General features: G+C 56.9%; 14 protein-coding genes, 3 tRNA genes and 1 pseudogene. 15 read left to right on the top strand and 3 right to left on the bottom strand.

Annotated features, from left to right (window positions below):
- The first annotated feature begins 544 nt into the window (after window positions 1–544).
- From V7730_RS19305 to V7730_RS19265, 9 genes are all read left to right on the top strand, one after another.
- Window positions 545–790 (top strand): hypothetical protein, encoded by a 246-nt coding sequence (locus V7730_RS19305; protein ID WP_335749211.1) that lies wholly within the window; start codon window positions 545–547, stop codon window positions 788–790.
- A gap of 115 nt (window positions 791–905) precedes the next feature.
- Complete coding sequence (locus tag V7730_RS19300) at window positions 906–1,178, top strand: hypothetical protein (protein WP_335749210.1); 273 nt, start codon at window positions 906–908, stop codon at window positions 1,176–1,178.
- A gap of 123 nt (window positions 1,179–1,301) precedes the next feature.
- Complete coding sequence (locus tag V7730_RS19295; RefSeq protein WP_335749209.1) at window positions 1,302–1,484, top strand: hypothetical protein; 183 nt, start codon at window positions 1,302–1,304, stop codon at window positions 1,482–1,484.
- Window positions 1,485–1,511: 27 nt separating this feature from the next.
- Complete coding sequence (locus tag V7730_RS19290) at window positions 1,512–1,862, top strand: hypothetical protein (RefSeq protein WP_335749208.1); 351 nt, start codon at window positions 1,512–1,514, stop codon at window positions 1,860–1,862.
- Between the two features lie 205 nt (window positions 1,863–2,067).
- Window positions 2,068–2,643, top strand: a complete 576-nt coding sequence (locus tag V7730_RS19285) for a histidine phosphatase family protein (RefSeq protein ID WP_335749207.1) — start codon at window positions 2,068–2,070, stop codon at window positions 2,641–2,643.
- A 41-nt stretch (window positions 2,644–2,684) separates the two neighbouring features.
- Window positions 2,685–2,760 (top strand) — tRNA-Val (locus V7730_RS19280).
- A gap of 6 nt (window positions 2,761–2,766) precedes the next feature.
- Window positions 2,767–2,843: transfer RNA gene (locus V7730_RS19275), tRNA-Asp, on the top strand.
- A 400-nt stretch (window positions 2,844–3,243) separates the two neighbouring features.
- Entirely contained in the window at window positions 3,244–3,783 is a 540-nt protein-coding gene (locus V7730_RS19270; protein ID WP_335749206.1) for a hypothetical protein, read from the top strand.
- Window positions 3,784–4,131: 348 nt separating this feature from the next.
- A tRNA-Asp gene (locus V7730_RS19265) sits at window positions 4,132–4,208 on the top strand.
- Window positions 4,209–4,265: 57 nt separating this feature from the next.
- Here the strand turns inward: V7730_RS19265 and V7730_RS19260 are convergent.
- Window positions 4,266–5,078: a hypothetical protein gene (locus V7730_RS19260; protein ID WP_335749205.1), complete on the bottom strand. Its 813-nt coding sequence runs from the start codon at window positions 5,076–5,078 to the stop codon at window positions 4,266–4,268.
- 78 nt (window positions 5,079–5,156) lie between these two features.
- On the opposite strand from V7730_RS19260, the gene V7730_RS19255 reads away from it, so the two are divergent.
- Window positions 5,157–6,029 (top strand): glycosyltransferase family 2 protein, encoded by an 873-nt coding sequence (locus V7730_RS19255; protein WP_335749204.1) that lies wholly within the window; start codon window positions 5,157–5,159, stop codon window positions 6,027–6,029.
- 53 nt (window positions 6,030–6,082) lie between these two features.
- On the opposite strand, the gene V7730_RS19250 is transcribed toward V7730_RS19255, so the two are convergent.
- Together V7730_RS19250 and V7730_RS19245 are read right to left on the bottom strand one after the other, a co-directional pair.
- The gene (locus V7730_RS19250) at window positions 6,083–6,826 is read right to left on the bottom strand and encodes a DsbA family protein (RefSeq protein WP_335749203.1); all 744 of its coding nucleotides are present in this window, start codon (window positions 6,824–6,826) and stop codon (window positions 6,083–6,085) included.
- Window positions 6,827–6,834: 8 nt separating this feature from the next.
- Window positions 6,835–8,166: a M48 family metalloprotease gene (locus V7730_RS19245; RefSeq protein WP_335749202.1), complete on the bottom strand. Its 1,332-nt coding sequence runs from the start codon at window positions 8,164–8,166 to the stop codon at window positions 6,835–6,837.
- Between the two features lie 23 nt (window positions 8,167–8,189).
- Between V7730_RS19245 and V7730_RS19240 the strand changes: the two genes are divergently transcribed.
- The 5 genes and pseudogenes from V7730_RS19240 to V7730_RS22770 all read left to right on the top strand — a co-directional run.
- The gene (locus tag V7730_RS19240; RefSeq protein WP_335749201.1) at window positions 8,190–9,332 is read left to right on the top strand and encodes a pyridoxal phosphate-dependent aminotransferase; all 1,143 of its coding nucleotides are present in this window, start codon (window positions 8,190–8,192) and stop codon (window positions 9,330–9,332) included.
- 80 nt (window positions 9,333–9,412) lie between these two features.
- Complete coding sequence (locus V7730_RS19235) at window positions 9,413–10,624, top strand: N-acetylmuramoyl-L-alanine amidase (RefSeq protein WP_443070253.1); 1,212 nt, start codon at window positions 9,413–9,415, stop codon at window positions 10,622–10,624.
- 138 nt (window positions 10,625–10,762) lie between these two features.
- Entirely contained in the window at window positions 10,763–13,306 is a 2,544-nt protein-coding gene (locus tag V7730_RS19230; RefSeq protein WP_335749199.1) for a penicillin-binding protein 1A, read from the top strand.
- Window positions 13,307–13,400: 94 nt separating this feature from the next.
- Window positions 13,401–14,525 carry a peptide chain release factor 2 gene (prfB, locus tag V7730_RS19225; protein ID WP_335749198.1) on the top strand — a complete coding sequence of 375 codons (1,125 nt, stop codon included), beginning with the start codon at window positions 13,401–13,403 and terminating at the stop codon, window positions 14,523–14,525.
- Window positions 14,526–14,617: 92 nt separating this feature from the next.
- Window positions 14,618–14,887: pseudogene (locus V7730_RS22770) on the top strand (IS30 family transposase); the annotation flags it as partial.

Here is a 14,887-nt window from a genome sequence, read left to right as displayed (position 1 = left end):
GATGCATCTTAGCCAAGCCGCAAAACTGTCCTAAAAAGCAGGACCACTTCAAGCCAGTGAAATGCTAGCCAAACATCTGCGCTCCGCAACGGCTGGCACAACAATCCGCGACCAGATCGAAAATAGTTGAGGCACGCCTAAGCCCTATGCGTTATACTATAACACATAGGGCGGGTCACCCTGCACTCGAGTCAGCCCATGCAACGCTAGGCGATAGCAAGCCGTCAACACGTTGCATGGGCTGACCTAATTCAGAAACTACCTATTTCGAAACTATCGGCTACCTGCGTTTTGCCTATTGCTAAGAAACAGAATAGCGACAATGATAAAGACCTAGAACAGCCGCATTTGACCGACCGGAATATGCCTGTCCATAATGTCGAAGACGTCAGATTTGATCGGTTTCGGCTGTGTCTGACACCACGGTCAATCGTATTCTTGCGCGCAATAGTTAACAGCTTCAGAGAGTGCAGATTGAAAGTTTCTTTCGTGAGCAATCACCTTGATATTCAACGCGAAGAGTAGGTTATTTAGGAGAAGATTGATGGGTAAAGGCAAAGGTAGTTTTGCATCTCTTTCCAAACGCCATAAAGGCAGCGGCGTCATCGGTATGGGCTTAAGCGAACTTGGTAGGGGCGGCGGCGCAATTGTTCGTAAACCGCTACCCACGATGGCTCTCCTCGCCAAGAATAACAAGATTGGCCTTAAAGCAAGAGTATCGGAAAGTGCGATTATGGGGTTTGCGCTCAGAGCAAGAATGTCCAAGACGAAGAAGCCGCCACAGGCCTAGCTTAAATTAACATTTACTTATTTAAATACAGTGACTTAACCATAATTTTTGTATTGCTAAGATTCCGTGGATAAGCGATTCTAGAGGTGCGACGAACCCCAATGGAGTGCTGACTATGCCCACACCTGACACCTACCTGCCTGACACCGACTACAACGCCCTGCTCGACGCGCTGACAGCGCTCGACCGCGACCCTGCGCACCAGCAGCCCTTACGTGACCGGATCACCGAAGTGCTAGGCGAGATCGGTGGTGTGTGGCCAGCCTCTATCCATCCCGATGCCGTAGATCAGATCGCCGTCACATCGGCAGACATGAAAGCGGCAAAGCGGTATCGCCAGACACTCGCCATGAATGAGAAGGCCCGCGCCAAGCTGACACGCGCCTGATCATCCTCGACCTTGACCTCGACCTCGACCATACACCCGCCAGACCGGTGATCTGGCGGGATTATGTTTGCCGACTGGGCATCCGGCATCTAAGCTGGTCTCTTATGTGAAAAAGGGTGCGAAATGGACGATAAAGAACAGGAAAGACTTTTGGCGTCGTTTCATGTCGCGCGGCAGATGGAAGAGGATCAGCGGATGGCGCGAATAGAAGAGATGGAACACGCTAAGCGCGCACATGATCTGAACCGTCAAATGAGCAACCTTTGCCGAAGTGCGGCTGTGGATTCCGCGAATAACGCCATATGAGCGTTATTGCTTATTAATGGTGGTGCCGTGATCGCACTTCTCGCCTTTGTAGGTGCGATTGAGTCATCTGACGTAGGAAATACCGTCAAGATTGATGAGTTAGTGATCCCGATCTTCTCATTCGCCTTTGGCGTTGGCTGTGCAGCCATCGCTGCATTGTTAGCTTATATCGTAAACTGGTTGGACGCTGATATCACAAATTCTGTCAAATTCACTTGGGAGCATCCATATGTCGTCGATAGCAAAGCAGCGGCATGGCTGGGTTACATAAGGATAGCATGCCACTATCTGGCTTTCGCGGCGGCGGTCTTGGCTATAGTTGCATTTTTCCGGGGCATCGTTACCGTAACAGAGGCAATTTCAACCGTTGGACTTTAAGTTGATGCTACGTCACTTGGTCCAAAGAGAGGTCAGTTACACGGCTACAAAACATCTCTTAAGTCATTGAATTTGTTGGGGTTACACAAATTTCAAATCTCTTATCACCCACCATCACCATTTCAATATCGCAAAGAGGTTCGTGTGCTGGACCTATGCGAAGTTAGATGATCTATATATTATATTTAATTACAGGGCCTTGACGGTGATACCTCATCCAGAACTTTACGTGCTGAGGCACGGAGAGACAGAATGGAACGCCCAAGGGCGGCTTCAGGGAAAGTTCAATTCGCCACTCAATGCGCGGGGGCGGCAGCAGGCCGCTCGGCAGGCGGAGATTCTGGCTGGAATTGATCTGACAGGCTTTAATATCCTTAGCAGTCCGCAAGGCCGCGCCGTAGAGACGGCGGCAATCGCTTTGGCGCGACAGGTCGATGAGGTGCACACCGACTCGCGGCTGCACGAAATCGGCATGGGCGACTGGGCCGGAAGACTAAAGTCGGACCTTGAGGCGCAAGGCTTCATAGATGCGCGGGCGGGGGAATCGTTAGACTTCTACGAAGATGCCCCGCAGGGTGAAGGTTTTGCCGCGCTAGAGACGCGCTGCGCCTTGTTTCTGGCTTCTCTCACGGTGCCATCAGTGCTTGTGACCCATGGGATCACGTCGCGCATGATCCGTGCAATTGCTACGGGAAAAGGCCGGGCAGCTATCGCAAATATGGGTGGCGGGCAGGGGGTGATTTATCATGTTTTCAATAGTGTGCAAAAACGTCTCGATTGAGGCTTGCCATGACTGAATTGTTTGTCTAAACCCCCGATCACGGGTCGTTAGCTCAGTTGGTAGAGCGCTTCGTTTACACCGAAGATGTCGGGAGTTCGAGTCTCTCACGACCCACCATTATGCGCGGTTGTAGCTCAGCTGGTTAGAGTACCGGCCTGTCACGCCGGGGGTCGCGGGTTCGAGCCCCGTCAACCGCGCCACTTTTCCATATCACTAGATAGCTTTTGTCCATTAGAGGTTCTTTTGCCCGCAGTGGTTGTGCCTTATCTTTTTGATGAATGCTCGACTTGTTTGAGATGCATAATGAAACGATCCGATCTGCAAGACTGAACGGGATTCGCTGCGGTCAATCGGTCGGGCAGGCGAGAGGGCGCACCGTCTACCTGCGAGCTATCGCGTTGGGCAGCATTGACACCTACGTGTCCCCCAGAGGACAAGTATGCTTTAGCAGCCTTAAGCAATTTGGGAAGACATATGCATTTCAAACTGGTTTCATTTCCGCGGTCGGGCAGTGCACTGACGCAGACGATCCTTTGGCAGTGTTTCGGTCTTACAACTTGGGTTCCTAGGGATGGCGGCGCGGGCGCTCGTTCGACCGAGATGGAATCGTATTTTGGGCGCGTCTCGGACCGGTTTGGCGATTGGAAGGCTTACAGCGCATCAGCTGCAGCGCGGGGACTACCTGCGGTCGAGAAAACCCATGAATTTGCGAAAGCAGATACGCAAGGGCCTTCATTGGTCATCGTGCGCGATGGCCGTGCGGCTTACGACTCGTTCAGCCAGTTCCGAGAGAAATTGGCGGGTCAGCCGCTGGCGCTGGAACAAGCTGTCGCGCATCGCCACTGGAACTGGTCCAAACATGTCCTGGGTTGGCTAGATTATAACGGCCCCAAGCTTGTGTTGCAGTTCGAGGACTTGCGCAAGCCTGACGACCAAATCCTCGATCAGATTGGCGCATTCCTCGGGGTGTCACGGACTGGCGACTTTACCGCGACGGTAGAACAGATGCATGGCCTAAGGCCTAAGCTGGCAAGTCATGGCAATACCACTTTAAGAGCGGCCAACATGGAAGCCGTCGTCGGAGATGATTTCTGGGAGCGTCATGGCGAGGCGATGCGACGTATGGGGTATGAGCGATAGGCTGAGGTTCGAGGCTGTTGGTATTTGTTCTGAAGCGCATCGATGAGCCGAATGCCCATGCCCCAAAAGCTGAGATTGGGCGGGCAGAAAGGACATTTTCCAGCAACTGTGCTTTGTCAGGACCCAAGTTAAAGAACGGTGGATGTGATCGTTTGCACAGATTCATTGTTATGATCTGGTGATGAAACGTTAGCTGGCTGGGGTGTCAATTTATAGCCCGCGTGACTCTGCCATACCTTAAATCGGACAAAGAAATCATTTATTGGCAAGATAAGTGCTTGACGCCTAACGGCCCTTGGAATATTCCGCTCAAACGCTCTGACAGCATATGCCAAGGAGACGCAGCGGGCGGTTGTAGCTCAGATGGTTAGAGTACCGGCCTGTCACGCCGGGGGTCGCGGGTTCGAGCCCCGTCAACCGCGCCACCGCTGCTTTGAAAAAGGTCTCCCTAGGGAGACCTTTTTTGGTTTTAGGGTGGGGCCTTAGGTTGCGGTGGGGACAAAACCCAATGTCGCTTCGATCTGCGGATCAAGCTGGCTGTTCATCCACGAAATATCTTCCGCAGTCCAAACATCCGGTGCTGGCGCGCGGTCTGGCACCTCCGGTGTCCAGCGATTGCCCATGCGCCGCTCTACAGGCGCGTAGCCCTGTGCGGTGAAGCCAAGCCCGAAGTGAGCGGAGAGATCATTCAGGAAGGTCTGCGGGTCCGCGTGGAACGCATCAAGCGAGACGTAGACAACAGAGCCGCCGCGTGCGGGCAGGGACAGCAGGGCGCGGTGCTTTAGGTTGCGCATGGCAAATATGTTCTCGTAACGCGCGCCGGTGATCGGGTGACGGTCCCATTGCAGCTCATGACCCAGAGGATGCAGGCGCGGGGCGATGCCGTCAAAATGCCCCAGCTTGTCGACGTAAGATTCCCATGACGCGCGCAGGAAGTCGGCAAAGCCGCGTGATTGAACTTCTTCCGTTGCGTGCCACGGGCGCTTATACAGCGAATGTGCCCATTTATGCGGGGCGCGGACGGCGCAGATGGTCAGAAAGCTGGGTGGCAGGGCGATCATGGCCGGCACCGCGTGTTTCCAGCCCAGTGCTTCGGTCCGCTTGATCGTCAAGGCATCTTGTACCGTCTTGCGGATGATATTGGTGCCGCAGCCGCGCTCCCCCAGAACCTGAAAACGGTCGAAGGGGCCGTCGGTGGCCTTGTGAAAATGCCAGCCAGTCTGCGCCATATCCGGTGCTATTTGCGCACAAAAGTCGTTAAATCCGGACGGATCAGGGGCGTCGGCCATTGTCATTTTAAGTCTCTCGCGGCTTAGTGCTGGTGCAACCCGCAGTGTGTAGGCTCCGGCGGGGAAAGAAAAGAAGGAAGAGGCATGCAAACAGCAGCGGCAGTCACAATGGTGCGCGACGATGCGTTTTTTCTAAAGGCGTGGCTGAAGCACTACGGCGACACATTGGGCCGTCAGAATTGCTATGTCATCAACCACGGCTATGGCGCGGAAGTGGCCGAATTGGCGGCAGGGTGCAACATCATCGGCATCCCCGGTGATCCGCACAAGAATTTCGATGTCAAACGTTGGGGGTTGCTGAACAATCTGGTTGGCGGCCTGCGCAAGTACTACCGCCATGTGGTGGTCGGCGATGTGGATGAACTGGTGGTGGTGGATCCCGACAAGGGGATGAACCTGCTGGAGTATCTTGAGGCTGCACCGGAAAAGCGTGTGCTGACGCCATTGGGGTTGGAAGTAATCCACCGTGTCGATCTTGAGTCTGACGCGATCGAAGATAACATTATCGGCCCACGCCGTTACGTGCGCCCTGCGCCGCATTACTCCAAACCCTGCATCGTTTCCGCAGTGGCGAAAATTTCGCGCGGCGGGCATTTCTCACAATACCCCAAGCTGCACACGCCCGAAGACCTATACCTGTTTCACCTCAAGTTTTGTGATTTTGCGCAATACAGTGGCGCGATGGATCGTCGTAATTCGGTGACGGAACAGATGGGCGATGACATCAAAGGCACCTCAATCGGCCGCCATTGGTTCGGGTCCGCACGCGGCGAGGACCGCGAGGTTTTTGAAGGGTTCGCAGAGCTGAAGCTAGAAGATGGCTTTGATCTGGGCTTTATCCGCAAGCGGATGCAGCGCTCGTTCAAGGCCCGGGGTGATACCGGTTTTTATGAATTCAATCGGCCTGAATTTGACACGCAGTATCAATTGCCAGAGCGGTTTATCGGGGTGATCTGACAGCCTGTAGATGGGCCGCTGCAGCGCGGTGGCGACAGCGGCCCGTTTGTAGATTAGCCGCGTTTGTCTGCCACAATCGCTTGCATCTGCTCCAGCGGCAGGTAGCCGCGCAGCATTTCGTCCTGCATCACGAAGGTTGGCGTGCCCGAGATTGCCAGCACACTGGCCAGCGCGCGAGTCGTTGAAATCTCGGCGGTGACTTCATCACTGTTCATCCGCGCTTCGATTGCTTCCATATCAAGCCCGAATGTCTTGCCCAGACGTTGTAGGGAGGGCAAAGTGATATCTCCCTTAAAGCTCATCAGCGCGTCACCGACAGCCTTGTAGCTTTCGTCGCCAGCCACTTGCTTAACAGCGACGGCAAAGCGCGAGGCAAGCACAGAGGCATCGCCCAGAATTGGCAGTTCTTTCACAATCAATTTGATGTTGCCATCGGTCTCAAGCAGTTCGGCCACTTCGCTGTGGGCCTTTTTGCAATAGCCGCAGCGGTAATCAAGGAATTCGACTAGAACGATATCGCCGTCTGGGTTGCCGCCAACATAAGAGTAGCCGTCGTTAAAGATCGCGTCAGCGTTGTCGGTGACCAGATCAAAGTCGACGCGCTCTTGTTGCTGCTGTTCACGCTGTTGCAAAACCTCGACGGCTTGCATGATGACTTCGGGGTTCTCCATCAGATAGGAACGAACTTCGGCACGGAACAACGCCCGCTCGGCGTCTGTCATTTCTTTGAGGTCGGCAGCAAATGCGCCTGTTGAGAGGCTGCCCAAAAGGGCGGTGGTGGCGATAAGGCGTTTCATAGCTTGGTTCACTTTCGTTTTGCTGCACGTTGGGAGGCAATCAACACATCTTGCGCCCGCTGCCAAGGGCCGGAGCCCTCACCCAGCAGGCCAGAGGCGCGTTTGGCATGTATTCCCGCATCTTTCTGCCGTCCAGACAGCGCGTAGCGCTCAGCTGTGACAAGCGCGGCCATACCGGTCTGTCCGGTCTTGGCATAGGCAGTGGCGAGATCGCGGAGCATTGATCCATCGCGGTAATCCTGACGGCGCGATTTTTCAAGCGCGGCTAAGGCTTGCTTGGTCTGGCCCGCGGCCAGCAATGCACGGCCATAGCCTGACAGAACCAGCGGATCATTAGGCGCGCGCTGCACTGCGCTAGCATAGGTATTGGCCGCTGCGGCAAAGTTGCGTGTTTCCAGCAGGATTTGGCCTTTTTGGTCACGCAGGAATGGGTCTTTGGGCCGCGCGGCGATGGCACTGTCGATAGCGGCGAGTGCTTTTTTAGTGCGGGAATTCCGGTGCTCTGCAATCGCCTCACGCAGGCCGCGCACATCCGCATAGCGTTCGGAGCCAAGCCTGCGCAGGGTCCAGCTTGGCGCGCGCGTATATGCGGTGATCTTGCCTTGCAGGCGCGCAAACCAGTAATCAGCCGACGGATTGGCGGGCAGGGTGCCGTAACTGGCCACATACCCTGCCACAGCGCGCACACGGTCTCGGCTCAGTGGGTGAGAACGCATGTAGGGGTCTTGCCGGCCCACGCCCAAACTTTCCTGACCCGCAAAGATATTAAGCGCATCCAGCAGGCCCTGCGGGGACGCGCCGGCTGCTTTCATATAACGAATGCCTGATTGGTCGGCCGAGGCTTCCTCGGCGCGGGTGTGGGACAAAAACGCCCGCTTGGCGGATGTCGAGGTGCCGATCGCGATGCCAGATGCAGCGGCCCCGTTGCCAGAGGCCGCAGCTGCGGCAGCCAGTGCAAGGCCCAAACCAGTGATGGTGCGCGAATTGGCCAGATTGCCAAGGCGGCGCGCGATGTGGCCATTGGCGATATGGGCGGCCTCATGGGCGATGATGCCTTGCAGCATGGCCGCAGTGTCGAGTTTGTTGATGAGCCCGTAGTGGATGAAGATCGCGTCATTGCTGACCACAAAAGCGTTGAGGGTACTATCGTTCACAACCAGAATTTTCACCCTGTCGGGGTTCAGTTCTGCAGACCGCAGAATAGGGGCCGCGATCTGCTTTAAGGCATGCTCCATATCGGCATCGCGCAGCAGGCCAACAGCCTGCGCGGGCAAGGCGAACAGCGCAACGAAGAGCATCGCTGCTATTGACGGGACAAGGCGGTTGAGGTCAAAGCGCATGCACCCAGTGTAGGAGCGCCGATATGCGAAATTCAAGCCGATCCGAGGTTGATCCCTTTATTGTGATGGACGTTATGCAGGCCGCCGCCGCGGCAGAGGCTGCGGGCCGCCATATTATCCATATGGAGGTCGGACAGCCCGGCACTGGTGCGCCCAAAGGCGCTGCGGCTGCATTGAGCCGCGCAATGGAGGACGGGCCGTTAGGCTATACAGTGGCCTTGGGGCTACCCGCCCTGCGCGCACGTGTCGCACGCATGTATGGCGAATGGTATAACGTCGATCTGGATCCCAACCGCGTTGTGATTACCTCCGGTTCCTCGGGGGGCTTCATCCTTGCTTTCACCGCGCTTTTTGACAGCGGGGACCGAGTGGGCGTCGGCGCACCGGGATATCCAAGCTATCGCCAAATCCTTGGTGCGCTTGGCATGCAGCCAGTGGATTTGCCCGCAGCGCCGGGAAACCGCTATCAGCCTGTGCCGTCAGACTTTGCCGGTCTGGACCTGCGCGGCCTTCTGGTGGCCTCTCCGGCGAACCCGACCGGCACAATGCTGGATCACAGCGCCATGTCCGCGCTGATCGATGCGTGCCGTGAAAGCGGCGCGTCCTTTATCTCGGATGAGATCTACCACGGTATCGAATACGACAAGAAGGCCGTGACCGCGCTGGAGATCACCGACGAAACCTATGTGATTAATAGCTTTTCCAAGTATTTCTCCATGACTGGATGGCGTGTGGGCTGGATGGTGGTGCCCGAAGATCAGGTGCGTGTGGTTGAGCGGATCGCGCAAAACATGTTCATCTGCGCGCCTCATGCCTCTCAGGTTGCGGCATTGGCGGCGATGGATTGCGAGGATGAGTTACAGGCGAATATTCAGGTCTACCGTGCCAACCGTGCGCTGATGCTGGATGGGTTGCCGCGCGCTGGGTTTGACCGGATCGCGCCGCCGGATGGGGCGTTTTACGTCTATGCGGACGTGAGCGAGATCACCAACGACAGCCGTGCGCTGGCGGCAGAGATACTTGAGAACGCGGGCGTTGCGGTCACGCCTGGGTTGGATTTCGATCCTTTGCGTGGTCACACGACGTTGCGCTTTTCCTACGCGCGCAGCAGCGAAGACATCCGCGAAGGGTTGGTGCGCCTCGCGGCCTTTATGAAGGCCCGTTGAAGCGCTGGACCGCCCCCCGCTTTGAATGATAAGCTCCGGCAAAAGGGCCACATAAAAAATCGGTGACCGGAGCGGTGATGATGCGAACTTTACTAAGCCTTTTCTGTGCGTTGTGGTTGTCTCCTCAGGTGATGGCGCAAGGTTTGAACGCGTTTGCGCGGGTCGATGAGAACGCCAGCGGCATAGCAGATGGCTGGTGGGGTCGCACCGAACTAACCCTGCGGTTGTCCCAAGGTGTGCCGTTTCGGGTTTTTACCCTCGACGATCCTGCGCGGCTGGTAGTGGATTTTCGCGAGGTTGATTTCGATGGTCTGCGCAGTGACAGCCTGCTGGAGGGCACCGGACGCATCAGTGCTGTGCGGTTTGGCGCGTTCCAGCCCGGCTGGTCGCGACTGGTGGCAGATCTGGCAGAACCGATGCTGCCGCAGCAGATCGGCATGCCGGTTGATCCCAGCAGTGGCCGCGCAACGCTAGAAATCACTTTGAAAACAGTGGAACCTGAGGTTTTCGCCGCAAGCTCCGGCGCGCCCATCGATCCCAACTGGACGCCGGCATTTCTGCGCGCGCCACCTCCGCCGCGTCCCGGTGCGGACCGCTTTACCGTTGTCCTGGATCCTGGCCACGGCGGCATCGACCCCGGAGCGGAGCGGAACGGGGTGAATGAAAAGCACCTGATGCTGAGTTTTGCGCGCACGCTTGCCGATACGCTGCGCCGCGCGGGTGCCGAAGTTGTGCTGACTCGCGACGCAGACGTGTTTGTGGCGCTTGAGACCCGTGTCGCCATTGCCCACCAAACGCAGGGGGATTTGTTCATCTCTTTGCATGCCGATATTCTCAGTCAGGGCGGCGCCAAGGGGGCAACGGTTTATACCCTTTCGGATGAGGCGAGCGATGCGGCAACCGAACATCTGGCCGCGCGGCATAACAGGTCTGACATCATCGCGGGGGCCGATCTGACCGGATCGGATGATCAGGTGGCGCAGGTGTTGCTAGATCTTGCGCGTCAGGAAACCGGACCGCGGTCTGCCGCTCTTGCCATGACGCTGGCAGAGGGCATGGCGGCGGTCGGTGGCCCGATGAACCGCCATCCGCTGCGCGAGGCGGGATTTTCGGTTCTCAAATCCGCCGATATCCCCTCTGTGTTGATCGAAATTGGCTTTCTCAGCTCGGACCGCGATCTGGCCAATCTCAGCGATCCTGTCTGGCGTCAAAACATGGCGCATGGGATGGCTCAGGCGGTTTTGGCATGGCGTGATCAGGACGCTGCACGGGCGGCTTTGGTGCGTCAATAATCTGACGGTATGGCCTTATTCGGCCTGCATTTATTAGGCGATGTTTCGCCCCAATTCCCCGCGCTTGCCTTTTGACCATCCCGGCCTTTGCGCGTATAGGAAGAGGCTAATCAAACAGCCATACAGGAGCAGTCGCGCGTGTTTCGGATGATCCTTTCCTTCTTCGGTGGCATTTTCACCACCCTCACGATGTCGATCGGCATCGTGGCGCTGACGATTGGTGCGGTTTTTTGGATGTACGGGCGCGACCTGCCCAGCCACGAATCCCTTGCGTCTTACACCCCGCCGACGATCAGCCGGATTTATTCGGGGCAGGGCCGTTTGATCGACGAATTCGCGCAGGAGCGCCGGTTGTTTGCGCCCGCAAACACGATCCCCGACCTGATCAAGCAGGCATTTATCTCGGCCGAGGACAAGAATTTTTACGAACACGACGGCTATGATCTGCGCGGTATTGGTGCGGCTGCGGTAGATGCGGTTCGTTCGGGCGGAAAGGACGTTCGTGGGGCCTCCACGATCACCCAGCAGGTGATGAAGAACTTCCTGCTGTCCGGCGACCGCCGTGCCGAGCGTAAGATTAAAGAGATCATCCTTGCCGCCCGTCTCGAAGAGACATTGGACAAAGAGAAAATCCTCGAGCTGTATCTCAACGAGATTTTCCTTGGTCAGAACTCCTATGGTGTGGCCGCCGCTTCCCAGACCTATTTCAACAAAACCCTGAGTGAGCTTGCACCGCATGAGGCCGCGATGCTGGCCAGCCTGCCCAAAGCGCCTTCAGACTTTCACCCTGTGCGCCGCAAGGATCGCTTGCTGTCACGTCGCAATTTCGTTCTGCGCGAGATGAAAGAGAACGGCTATATCACCGAAGCTGTCTATCTACAGGAACGCGATATGCCGCTGCGGTCGGTCCAGAATGGCGATTTCGAAAGCTTCAAAGAAGACCTGCCGCCGCGCGACTACTTCACGGATGAAATCCGCCGCCAGTTGTCTGAGAACTTCGGCGAGGGCGAGTTTTTTACCGGTGGCCTGACCGTTCGCGCGACCATCGACAACGAAATGCAGCCCATCGCGGCGGATGCCTTGCAGCGCCAGCTTGAGCAGTTTGACCGTGGCATTGGCGTTTGGCGCGGCACTGGCGTGACCCTGCCATCCGAGGCTTTGGTCGATGACGAGACATGGCGTGCGGCCTTGTCCGATCTGCGCGTGCCACGTGACATCATGCTTGAGACACAGTGGTTCCCTGCCGTGGTGCTTGAAGTGGCCGGTCAAGGTGCGCGTCTGGGTATCGAATCCATCGAGAACGAAGAGGGCGGGAACTGGGTTCCGAAAGAGGACATGAATTGGGCGCGCAAGCGCGACACAAACGGTAAACTAGGCGCACGCGGTGAACTGGTCACGGTGGGCGATGTGGTGTTGGTGCGCCGCATGGTCAACGATAATGACGGTTCCTTCATCCACTGGACCCTGCGGCAGGTGCCCGAAGTGCAGGGCGGTTTTGTCGCGATGGATGTTAACACAGGCCGTGTGATCGCCATGCAAGGCGGGTTTAGCTATCAGGCATCGGTGTTTAACCGCGCCACTCAGGCCAAGCGTCAGCCCGGCTCCAGCTTTAAGCCGTTTGTTTTTGCTGCCGCTCTGGATAGCGGGTATTCGCCGGCCACCATAGTGGTTGACGCCCCGATCGAGATCAACACGCCGCAAGGTGTGTGGCGTCCGCAGAACTCCTCCAACCGCTATTACGGGCCAACGCCGCTGCGTACAGGCATCGAACAATCCCGCAACCTGATGACCATTCGTCTGGCGCAGGAAGTGGGTATGAACGTAGTTGGCGACTATGCTGAGCGTTTCGGCGTGTACGAGAACCTGTCGCCTGTGCTGGCTAACGCTTTGGGATCACAGGAAACCACGCTGTACCAGATGGTTGCGGCCTATGCGATGTTCGCCAATGGCGGTGAGCGGGTCGAGCCGACGCTGGTGGACCGAGTGCAGGACCGGTATGGCCGCACTGTCTATAAACACGACAAACGCGTCTGTGATGACTGTAAGCTGCTGACACTTGCGGCAGGCGTGGCGCCTCGGGTGATTTCCAACCGCGAGCGGGTGATGGATGCGGTCACGGCATATCAGTTAACCTCGATGATGACGGGGGTTGTTGAGCGTGGCACAGCACGCAAATCCGTGAACCTCAGCGTGCCGACAGCCGGTAAGACCGGTACCACCAACGATTCGAAAGACGTTTGGTTTGTGGGCTTTACCTCCAACATCGTGGCAGGCTGCTACATCGGTTATGACCAGCCGCGCAGCATGGGGCGCTCTGCCTCTGGTGGCGGTATGTGTGGCCCGGTATTCCAGCGCTTTATGTCCAAAGCGGTCAAGAAATACGGTGGCGGCGAGTTCCGCGTCCCGGAAGGCTGTGAGTTCATCAACATCGACCGTTTCACAGGCGCTCGTCTCAGCTCCGATGCGCGCGGCGACAATGTCGTGTCCGAGTGTTTCCGCGAAGGCGAATTCATCAACTTTGGCATTACCTTCGACGGTGGTTTCGCCATGGGGGCCGATCTGCCTCTGGTCGAAGGAATTGGCGGCAAGACAGCCAAAGAGGTCACTACCTCGACCGGCAAGAAAGCCATCGTCGGACCAAAGGCCGGTTTCGGCACGCTCAGCTCTGGTGGTCTGTACTAGGACGCGCCAAACGCTTGTAGCGGCTGGACCGCTGGTCTATCACATGGGCGGCCCTCGTATCTGCGGGGGCCGCTTTATTATTTCAGGACTGATCATGCGCGCAGAAGTACAAAGCACCGTCGATAAAATCCGCAAATCACTGGACCTTCTGGCCCAGCGGCTCAACGTGGAGACGGCCCCTTACCGGCTTGAGGAATTCAACGCGCGGGTCGAAGATCCAACTTTGTGGGATGATCCGGAAGCTGCACAAAAGCTGATGCGCGACCGTCAGGCGCTGGTGGATGCGATCGCGACCTATGAAGACATCAAGACAGAGCTGCAGGACAACATTGACCTGATCGAGCTTGGTGAGATGGAAGATGACGCCGAAGTGGTGGGCGAAGCCGAAACAGCCCTGAGCAAACTCGCCAAAACCTCCGCGCAAAAAGAGCTTGAGGCACTGCTGGACGGGGAGGCGGATGCCAATGATACCTTTCTTGAGATCAACTCAGGCGCGGGCGGAACTGAATCGTGTGACTGGGCGTCAATGCTGGCGCGGATGTATGTCCGCTGGGCCGAAAAGAAGGGCTACACCGTCGAGCTGCAATCAGAGAGCGCCGGCGAAGAGGCTGGCATCAAATCCGCCGCCTATAAGATCAGCGGCCACAACGCCTATGGCTGGCTGAAATCCGAATCCGGCGTGCACCGTCTGGTGCGCATCTCTCCGTTCGATAGCGCAGCCAAGCGGCACACGTCTTTTACCTCGGTCAAAGTTTATCCCGTTGTGGATGACAACATCGAGATCGAAGTGAACCCGTCCGATATCCGCATCGATACGTATCGCTCATCTGGTGCTGGGGGCCAGCACGTGAACACCACCGATTCTGCCGTGCGGATTACCCACCATCCCACCGGCATCGTCGTGACCAGTTCCGAGAAATCACAGCACCAGAACCGCGACATCGCGATGAAGGCGCTCAAGTCCCGCCTGTACCAAATGGAGCTGGACAAGCGTTCTGCGCTGGTCAACGAAGTGCACGAGAACGCAGGTGACGCAGGCTGGGGCAACCAGATCCGCTCTTACGTTCTGCAGCCCTACCAGATGGTCAAAGACCTGCGCACCAATTACGAGACATCCGACACCAAAGGCGTGCTGGACGGTGATCTTGATGGTTTGATGGGCGCGACATTGGCGCTGGCCGTGTCGGGCAAAAGCCGTGCTCAGGCGCAAGGCGACTAGTCCGCGCCAGTGTCAGAAATGTCCGCTATGCGGGGCGATTTCAACGGGTCGACGCAACACTTTAATCTTTAGCCAAAGATGGAGTGATCAAAATGAAGTATCGTCGCCGCGTATTTTTCACGGACAAGCAGAAGTCGGAGATTTGGGACAGATGGCAGCGCGGAGAGTCGATGAGCTCGATTGGTCGGGTGTTTGATCGGGGGTCATCGTCAATTTACCCGCTCCTTGCGCGCACGGGCGGCATCCGTCCACCAGATCGCGTTCGGTCTCGCCTCGCGCTTACCTTGATCGATCGGGAAGAGGTATCCAGAGGTCTGCGGGCACAGATGTCCTTGCGGTCTATCGCTCGAAGCTTGAAGCGA

Origin of the sequence: Sulfitobacter sp., from assembly GCF_036961165.1 — a bacterium.
Lineage (GTDB): Bacteria > Pseudomonadota > Alphaproteobacteria > Rhodobacterales > Rhodobacteraceae > Sulfitobacter.
The sequence above is the reverse complement of the archived record's forward strand: the minus strand, read 5'-3'. Positions and strand labels throughout refer to the sequence as shown.